At 51.8% G+C, this 7,709-nt stretch carries 7 protein-coding genes; 2 read left to right on the top strand and 5 right to left on the bottom strand.

From position 1 onward, the window contains the following. Positions 1-24: 24 nt before the first annotated feature. Positions 25-1,269, bottom strand: a complete 1,245-nt coding sequence (locus SU32_RS15795) for an MFS transporter (RefSeq protein WP_054000349.1) — start codon at positions 1,267-1,269, stop codon at positions 25-27. 132 nt (positions 1,270-1,401) lie between these two features. Here SU32_RS15795 and SU32_RS15790 point away from each other — a divergent pair, with 132 nt between their 5' ends. Further along, positions 1,402-1,695 carry a YggT family protein gene (locus SU32_RS15790; protein WP_082376833.1) on the top strand — a complete coding sequence of 98 codons (294 nt, stop codon included), beginning with the start codon at positions 1,402-1,404 and terminating at the stop codon, positions 1,693-1,695. A gap of 65 nt (positions 1,696-1,760) precedes the next feature. Here SU32_RS15790 and ppa read toward each other — a convergent pair whose 3' ends face one another. Continuing rightward, a complete protein-coding gene (ppa, locus tag SU32_RS15785; RefSeq protein WP_054000345.1) occupies positions 1,761-2,288 on the bottom strand; it encodes an inorganic diphosphatase in 528 nt (175 codons plus the stop codon). A 125-nt stretch (positions 2,289-2,413) separates the two neighbouring features. On the opposite strand from ppa, the gene SU32_RS15780 reads away from it, so the two are divergent. Beyond that, positions 2,414-3,028, top strand: a complete 615-nt coding sequence (locus SU32_RS15780; RefSeq protein WP_054000344.1) for a hypothetical protein — start codon at positions 2,414-2,416, stop codon at positions 3,026-3,028. Here SU32_RS15780 and SU32_RS15775 read toward each other — a convergent pair whose 3' ends face one another. The 3 genes from SU32_RS15775 to SU32_RS15765 all read right to left on the bottom strand — a co-directional run bounded on the left by SU32_RS15775 (position 3,029) and on the right by SU32_RS15765 (position 7,701). Then, positions 3,029-3,538, bottom strand: a complete 510-nt coding sequence (locus tag SU32_RS15775) for a GNAT family N-acetyltransferase (protein WP_054000348.1) — start codon at positions 3,536-3,538, stop codon at positions 3,029-3,031. Positions 3,539-3,623: 85 nt separating this feature from the next. After that, positions 3,624-5,444 carry a translational GTPase TypA gene (gene typA, locus SU32_RS15770; RefSeq protein ID WP_054000343.1) on the bottom strand — a complete coding sequence of 607 codons (1,821 nt, stop codon included), beginning with the start codon at positions 5,442-5,444 and terminating at the stop codon, positions 3,624-3,626. A 217-nt stretch (positions 5,445-5,661) separates the two neighbouring features. Next, positions 5,662-7,701 carry a M3 family metallopeptidase gene (locus SU32_RS15765; RefSeq protein ID WP_054000342.1) on the bottom strand — a complete coding sequence of 680 codons (2,040 nt, stop codon included), beginning with the start codon at positions 7,699-7,701 and terminating at the stop codon, positions 5,662-5,664. Positions 7,702-7,709: the final 8 nt, after the last annotated feature.

Genomic DNA, 7,709 nt, shown 5'->3' with positions numbered 1-7,709 from the left:
GGTTCCCACTTTTCCTGACATGCTCTAGTCGCGATGCTCCAAATGGCGCGCATTGAGTAGTTTGGGAAACTTCCAAGCCCAGATGCCTGCAACGGCGATAGCGCCCACACCGCCAAAAACGACGGCAGGCACTGCGCCGAGCCAAGCGGCCATGAAACCGGCACGGAACTCGCCCAGCTCGTTTGATGCGCCCAGAAAGACCATATTGACCGCGTTAACACGGCCACGGACCTCATCCGGTGTCCATAGTTGCAGAAGCGTTTCACGGATATAGACGCTGACCATATCCGCCGCACCAATCAGGGCCAAAGCGATGATGGAAAGCCATGTCACCGTTGAAAGGCCAAAGATGATCGTAAAAACACCGAACAGGGCGACGAAAATAAACATGATCCGGCCCGCATGATCGCGCACGGGAGAGGCGGCCAGCCATGCGGCGACTAACACCGCGCCAATGCCCGGCGCTGCGCGTAAAAGACCAAGTCCCCAAGGTCCAAGATGGAGGATGTCACGGGCATAAATTGGCAGCAGTGCCACTGCACCGCCCAATAAAACAGCAAATAGGTCGAGTGAAATAGCGCCAAGAACGACTTTTTCCTTACGGATATAGCGCAGCCCGTCAAACAGTGATGAAAAGTCGGTTTTTATGACTTTGGCTGGTGCTTTAGGCTTGGGAATGAGTGCAATCAGGACAAGCGCGGCTGCAAATAGAAATGCTGCGACCGAATAAGCGATGTTGGCTCCAAGACCATAGAGCAATCCGCCAGCCACCGGCCCGCCAATGGAAGCCAATTGCCATGCCGAAGAATTCCAAGCGACAGCATTGGGGAAAATATGGGTGGGTACCAGATTAACCACCAAGGATTGGGAGGCAGGGCCGAAAAAGGCGCGCGCGATGCCAAAACCGAACAGCGCCACAAAGACGGGAAGCGGTGAGGTCAGGCCGCGCATGGAAAAGAACAATATCGCCACGGCACAGAGTAATTCAGCGGCGACAGCCAGCCCCATAACGTTACGCCGTCCATAACGGTCGGCAACGGCACCGGTAATAAGAACCAGCAAGAGAACCGGCGCGAACTGAACTAGGCCGATAATGCCCAAATCCATGGGATTGCGTGTCAGATCGTAAATTTGCCAAGCCACCGAAACCGCAACGATCTGGATAGCGAATGTTGAGAACAGGCGCGCGGTCCAATATTTGGCATAGGCTGAATAGGAAAATGCGGCAAAACGTGCGGGTTGTTCAGATTTTAAAGTTTCGCTTTCCATACGCCAACCGATAAGCACTTTATTTAAAATAACCAAGCTTTTTATTGCGCCTTAAAGATATGTAATGTGTAGCGGTCTTGCGCCGCGTGCACAGCTTGCTTATTTGGTAGTAAATCAATCAAGGAGGGCGCTGTGGGCCTGGCAATAATTCAAACCCTTTTATATGCATTGGGCATATATAAATTCATCGTTATTGGCGCGATTATTTTTTCTTGGCTCTATGCGTTCAACGTGGTGAACAATTCCAACCAGTTTGTCGCAATGCTCGGTAGTTTCTTCTACAAGGCGACAGAACCGGTGCTGCGCCCGATCCGCCGCTTTATTCCCGATCTTGGCGGTATTGATATTTCGCCAATCGTTTTGTTCGTGATTATCTATTTCGTTGAACAGATTATCGTGAATGTGCTGGCACCGGCCATCGTCTAACTGCATATGAAAATGCGCTGAAACCTTAGTTACAGCGCATATTTCAATTTAACTGCATTTATTGTTTATTTCTTGGCGCGGGCAATCGCGTCCGTGATAAGCTTTTGTGCCTTTTCATGGCCTTCCCACGCACCGATTTTGACCCATTTGCCCGGTTCAAGATCTTTGTAGTGCTGGAAGAAATGCTCAACCTGATCAAGCGTGATCTGCGGCAAATCCGTATGCGTTTTGACGCCTTCATAGCGTTTTGTAAGATGGCTCGACGGCACAGCGATGATTTTCTCATCTTCGCCGGAATTATCTTCCATGTTCAAAACGCCGATCGGGCGCACATTGATCACGCATCCCGGCACCAGCGCGCGGGTATTCATGACGAGGACATCAATCGGGTCGCCGTCATCTGACAATGTGTGCGGTACAAAGCCGTAATTGCCCGGATATGTCATCGGCGTGTATAAAAACCGGTCTACCATGAGGGCGCCGGACGCTTTGTCCATTTCATATTTAATCGGTGAACCGCCAACAGGCACTTCGATGATTACATTTACGTCTTCCGGTGGGTTATCACCAATCGCAATTGCGTCGATATTCATTGATTTATCTCCATTTGCGCTCTGATAAACCGACAAAAGCTGCGGTGCAACATAGACAAAGGCTAAATTTGTATCTGGACTGCTTTTCTGTAATCGTTAGATTTCATTTAAATTGGGAGATTGAGATGCGTAGATTGTTGATTTCAGGGCTGGTCGGGTTTCAATTCATTGCCGCGCCGGTGGTTGCGCAAGAAATCGAGATGAGTACGGAAATCTCCAGCGTCTATACGGATCTGAACATTGATGATACCTGCATTGCCTATCAGCTGGATATGCTGGGCGGCAGTTTTGCCTGTGCGGGCTATAAGGGTTACAGCGTTCTGTTTCAGGAAGGCGATGCACGTGAATCGGTCTTTTACGGGTTTGTAGGCGACTGGTTTGGCGAAGGCGCGTTTGAAAGCTTTCAGGCATTTAATAATGTCGGCGACAAGATAGAATGGCGTTTGGTCGGCGAGATTCCGTTCGCTGCAATCCTCCGGTGGCACATTTCGGCTGAAGACGGCACTGTTGACGGCGCTAAAGGTCAAGTACTGGTTGTTTCCAAGGTTGCGCAACCGGCCGTTGGCGATGGCTGCGTTGTCGGCTATGTGGATGCGCTGGAAAATGACAATGCCAACGAGATGGCACGCGAAGTGGCCGATAATATTGCGCGGGAATTTAGGTGCCGGATTGATGAACCTGAATTTCATGGCAATGAAGGGCTGGCCGCCGGATTTCCGATGCGGACATTCGGGCCGTAATTATTCCCAGACGTAAGCGATTTTACGCAATGTATGACCGGCAAATGTTTCGTAGCCTTCGGCTATGTCCCTGCCGCCAATATTTTCGTAAAAATCAAGAGCGCCGGTATTATCTTCCAAAGCCCAGACGACAAGGCCGTTGCAGCGCAATGTTTTAAGGCGCGTGCGGGCGGCATTAAACAGTTTTGAGCCAAGGCCGACGCCCTGATATTCCGGACGGAGGTAAATTTCGTAAATTTCACCGTCCTGAGGCAAGGCGCGTGCGCGGTTCAGGCCAAAAGTCACATAACCGGCAATTTCGCCGCCGCCCATATCAAGCACCATCACCGAAGTGCCGCGGTCGATGGCGCGGGCCCACCAGCGCTGGTCACGGCGGTTAATCATCTCGCGCAAGGACTGGTAGGGAATAATGCCCGCATAGGCATATTCCCACGCACAAGCGTGGGTTTGGGATATGGCCTCGGCATCGCTACGCTCTGCTGGCCTAATCTCTATGGTCAATGCGGTCATGGTCATAGAACCATGAGTCATTAAACAAAACCCCGCAAGATGCGGGGTTTTAATATCAACAGATGTTCACAACATGCCGCTTGGATCAGGCGTCGGCTTTGGCCTTTGCCATGCGCTTGCGGTCATTTGGATCAAGGTGGGTTTTGCGCAAACGAATAGTTTTAGGCGTTACTTCCACCAACTCGTCATCCTGAATCCATGACAGGGCGCGTTCCAAAGTCATGCGCTGCGGCGGTGTCAGCTTCACAGCATCATCCTTGCCGGCGGCGCGCACGTTTGTCAGTTTTTTGCCCTTGAGCACGTTCACCTCAAGGTCATTGTCGCGCATATGAATGCCGATAATCATGCCCTGATAAACTTTAACACCGGCGTCAATGATCATCGGGCCGCGGTCTTCAAGGTTAAACAATGCATAGGCAACCGATTCACCCTGTTCATTGGAAATCAGAACGCCCTGTGTGCGCCCGCCAATATCACCTTTGTACGGCAAATAATCATGGAACAGACGGTTCATGATCGCTGTGCCCTTGGTGTCTGTCATCAGCTCGGACTGATAGCCGATCAGGCCACGGGTCGGTGCATGGAATACCAGACGGACACGGTCGCCGCCGGATGGTTTTAATTCCAGAAGGTCGGCTTTGCGCTCAGACATTTTCTGAACAACAACGCCGGAATGTTCATCGTCAACGTCGATGACGACTTCTTCAACCGGCTCGAGCCGCTCGCCGTTTTCGCCTTCTTTATAGACAACGCGCGGGCGCGATACGGCAAGTTCAAAGCCCTCACGGCGCATGGTTTCAATCAGAACGGCAAGCTGCAATTCACCGCGTCCTGACACAAAGAATGAGTCCTTATCGCCGGATTCTTCGATTTTCAGCGCCACATTGCCTTCGGCTTCTTTCAAAAGCCGGTCGCGGATGACGCGGCTCGTTACCTTGTCGCCCTCGGTGCCTGCCAGTGGAGAATCATTGACGATAAAGCTCATCGTCACGGTTGGCGGATCGATTGGTTGGGCCTGCAAAGATTCGCTAACGGAAGGGTCGCAGAATGTATCGGCAACTGTGCCTTTCTGCAGGCCCGCAATGGCGACAATATCACCGGCATGGGCTTCATCAAGCGCGGTGCGCTCCAGACCACGGAAAGCAAGGATTTTTGAAATACGACCTGTTTCAACGGTTTTGCCGTCCTGTGACAGTACTTTGACGGCCTGGTTTGGCTTGATTGAACCGGAATGAATACGTCCGGTAATCATGCGGCCAAGGAAATTGTTTGATTCAAGCAATGTACCGATCATACGGAACGGGCCATCGCCGACGCTTGGTTTTGGTACATGTTTGAGTACCAGATCAAGCAATGGCTCCAGACTTGAATTTTCCGGCTGGTCCGGTGTGTCGGCCATCCAGCCTGCACGTCCCGAACCGTATAGAATCGGGAAATCAAGCTGCTCATCGGTCGCGTCAAGTGCTGCAAAGAGGTCAAACACTTCGTTGACAACTTCATCGTGGCGGCCGTCCGGACGGTCAATCTTGTTGATCGCGACGATCGGCTTCAAACCCACTTTAAGCGCTTTGCCGACAACGAATTTTGTTTGCGGCATCGGACCTTCGGCGGCATCAACAAGCACGATTGCGCCGTCAACCATCGACAGGATACGTTCCACTTCGCCGCCAAAGTCGGCGTGGCCCGGCGTGTCCACGATGTTGATGCGGTGACCTTTCCATTCAATGGATGTCGCCTTGGCGAGAATGGTAATGCCGCGTTCTTTTTCGATGTCACCTGAGTCCATCGCGCGTTCCTGAACGCGCTCGTTCTCGCGGTAAACGCCAGATTGTTTCAATAGTTCGTCAACCAGAGTGGTTTTGCCGTGGTCAACGTGCGCGATGATCGCAATGTTGCGAAGTTCCATGTTCATTTTCCGGATATGAATTAAGCGGCACAAAAGCCAATTTGTGCCGCTCATAGACGAGTTTGTGCGTTGCGAAAACCCTTAACCGAAAAATAGTGCGCTTTCAGAAGCTAACCGTATCATAAAACGCTCTGAAAGCTTTTGTTTTGCCGCATGTCTTTATCCCGAAACCGGTGCCCACTTTCGGGAGACATGCTTCTATTGGTTAAATCAGGGGCTAAATTAGGCCCCGTCCTTTCAGCATTGCATCAGGGGTGGGAAGCTTGCCGCGAAAGCCGATATAGGCGTCTTCTGGCTCCATGGTTGCCCCTGAGGAATAGATATTGTCGAGCAGCCGCTTGGCCAATTCAGGATCAAAGGCATCGCCTTTTTCTTCAAAAGCCAGAAATGCGTCAGCGTCCAGAACTTCGGACCACATATAGGAGTAATAACCCGCCGCATAACCGTCACCGGAGAAAATGTGCTGGAAGTGCGGCGAGCGGTGACGCATCGCAATTGGCGCGGGTTTGCCGATTTTCGCCAACAGATCAGCCTCAAAAGCGGCCGGATTATCCAGTTCCAGATCATTCTGGTGATAGGCCATATCGACCAGTGCCGATGTTGTGTATTCGACGGTGTCATGGCCAATATTAAAGGTGGTTGCGGCCAAAACCTTGTCGAGCAATGCTTTGGGCATCGGTTTGCCGGTCTCTTTGTGGGTGGCAAACTCGTTCATGACTTCCGGTACCGTCATCCAGTGCTCGTATAGCTGGGATGGTAATTCAACAAAGTCACGCGACACACTGGTGCCTGACAATGACGGATAGGTCACATTGGAGAGCATACCGTGCAGGGCGTGACCAAATTCGTGGAACAGCGTGCGGGCATCATCAAAGGAAAGATATGCCTCCTGGCCTTTGGGCGGTTTGGCAAAGTTCATCGTATTGGTGATAATCGCGGATTTTCCGAGCAATTTTGACTGATATTGCATAGCGCTCATCCATGCGCCGGAACGCTTTGAAGGCCGTGCAAAATAATCGCCGATGAACATAGCCTGATGTTCGCCATTTGCATTTTTCACTTCCCAGATACGGGCATCGGGGTGGTAAAGCGGAATGTCCTGCTTTTCCTCAAATGTCAGGCCGAACAGGCGGCCAGCGACACTAAAGGCCGCTTCGATCATATTTTCCAGCCGCATATAGGGGCGCACTTCATCGTCCGAATAGGCAAAGCGCGCCACACGTATTTTTTCCGCATAATAGCGCCAGTCCCAACCGGCCAGATCGGCATTATCGCCGTTCTCGCGCATCAGCGCCTCAATATCTGCGGCTTCTTCCTCGGCGCGTGTTTTGGCTTTCTCCCACACTGTTTCCAGCAGTTCGTTCACAGCCTGCGGTGTTTTGGCCATGGTGCCGTCAAGCTTCAGCGCGGCGAAATTTTCATGGCCAAGCAGTTTGGCACGCTGCGCGCGCAGTTTAAGCGTTTGTGTGATGATCGGGCGGTTGTCGCTTTCACCGTCATTTTCGCCGCGCGCAATCCACGCCTTATAGGCTTTTTCGCGCAAATCGCGGCGGTCTGAATGGGTCAGAAATGGCGAAACCAGCGAACGGCTGAGGGTGACAGCATATTGCCCGTCTTTTTCGCGGCTGGTTGCTTCGGATGCCATCGCGTCTTTTAACGATGCCGGTAAGCCTGACAGATCGTCTTCGCCCAGATACATCACCCATTCAGCTTCGTCTTTAAGGACATTTTGCCCGAACTGTGTGCCGAGCGCAGCAAGCTTTTCATTCACAGCGATCAGCTTTTGCTGTTCTTCGCCTTCCAGCGCTGCGCCCATACGCACAAAATTCCGGTGGTATTTTTTCAATAATTGCGTCTGTTCGACACTGAGGCCCAATTCGCCGCGCTTGTTCCAAAGCGTGTCGATACGCTGGAACAGTTTCTTATTCTTTGCCATTTCTCCGGCATGACGGGCAAAAAGCGGCGAGAACTCACGTTCGAGTTTCTGGATGGTCGCATTTGTATCATTGCCGGCTTTGACAAAAAACAATGTTGCCGCACGGCTTAGAATTTCGCCGGTGCGCTCCAGCGCTTCAATTGTATTTTCAAAAGTGGGCGCATCAGGATTGCCTGCTATTTCTTCGGCCTGTGCAAGATCAACTTTGAAGCCTTCGCGCATTGCGGGGCCAAAATCCTCGTCCTTAATCGCATCAAAACGCGGCATACCGAACGGTCCATCCCACGTGGTGATTGCGGGGTTGATTGTTTGCTCAGTCATGTTTGCTC

Origin of the sequence: Ahrensia marina (assembly GCF_001293565.1) — a bacterium.
GTDB lineage: Bacteria > Pseudomonadota > Alphaproteobacteria > Rhizobiales > Rhizobiaceae > Ahrensia > Ahrensia marina.
The sequence above is the reverse complement of the archived record's forward strand: the minus strand, read 5'-3'. Positions and strand labels throughout refer to the sequence as shown.

Coding starts and splice junctions, on each gene's coding strand:
- SU32_RS15795 (WP_054000349.1), bottom strand. CDS start 1,269: ATGGAAAGCGAAACTTTAAAATCTGAACAACCCGCACGTTTTGCCGCA.
- ppa (WP_054000345.1), bottom strand. CDS start 2,288: ATGAATATCGACGCAATTGCGATTGGTGATAACCCACCGGAAGACGTA.
- SU32_RS15780 (WP_054000344.1), top strand. CDS start 2,414: ATGCGTAGATTGTTGATTTCAGGGCTGGTCGGGTTTCAATTCATTGCC.
- SU32_RS15775 (WP_054000348.1), bottom strand. CDS start 3,538: ATGACCGCATTGACCATAGAGATTAGGCCAGCAGAGCGTAGCGATGCC.
- typA (WP_054000343.1), bottom strand. CDS start 5,444: ATGGAACTTCGCAACATTGCGATCATCGCGCACGTTGACCACGGCAAA.
- SU32_RS15765 (WP_054000342.1), bottom strand. CDS start 7,701: ATGACTGAGCAAACAATCAACCCCGCAATCACCACGTGGGATGGACCG.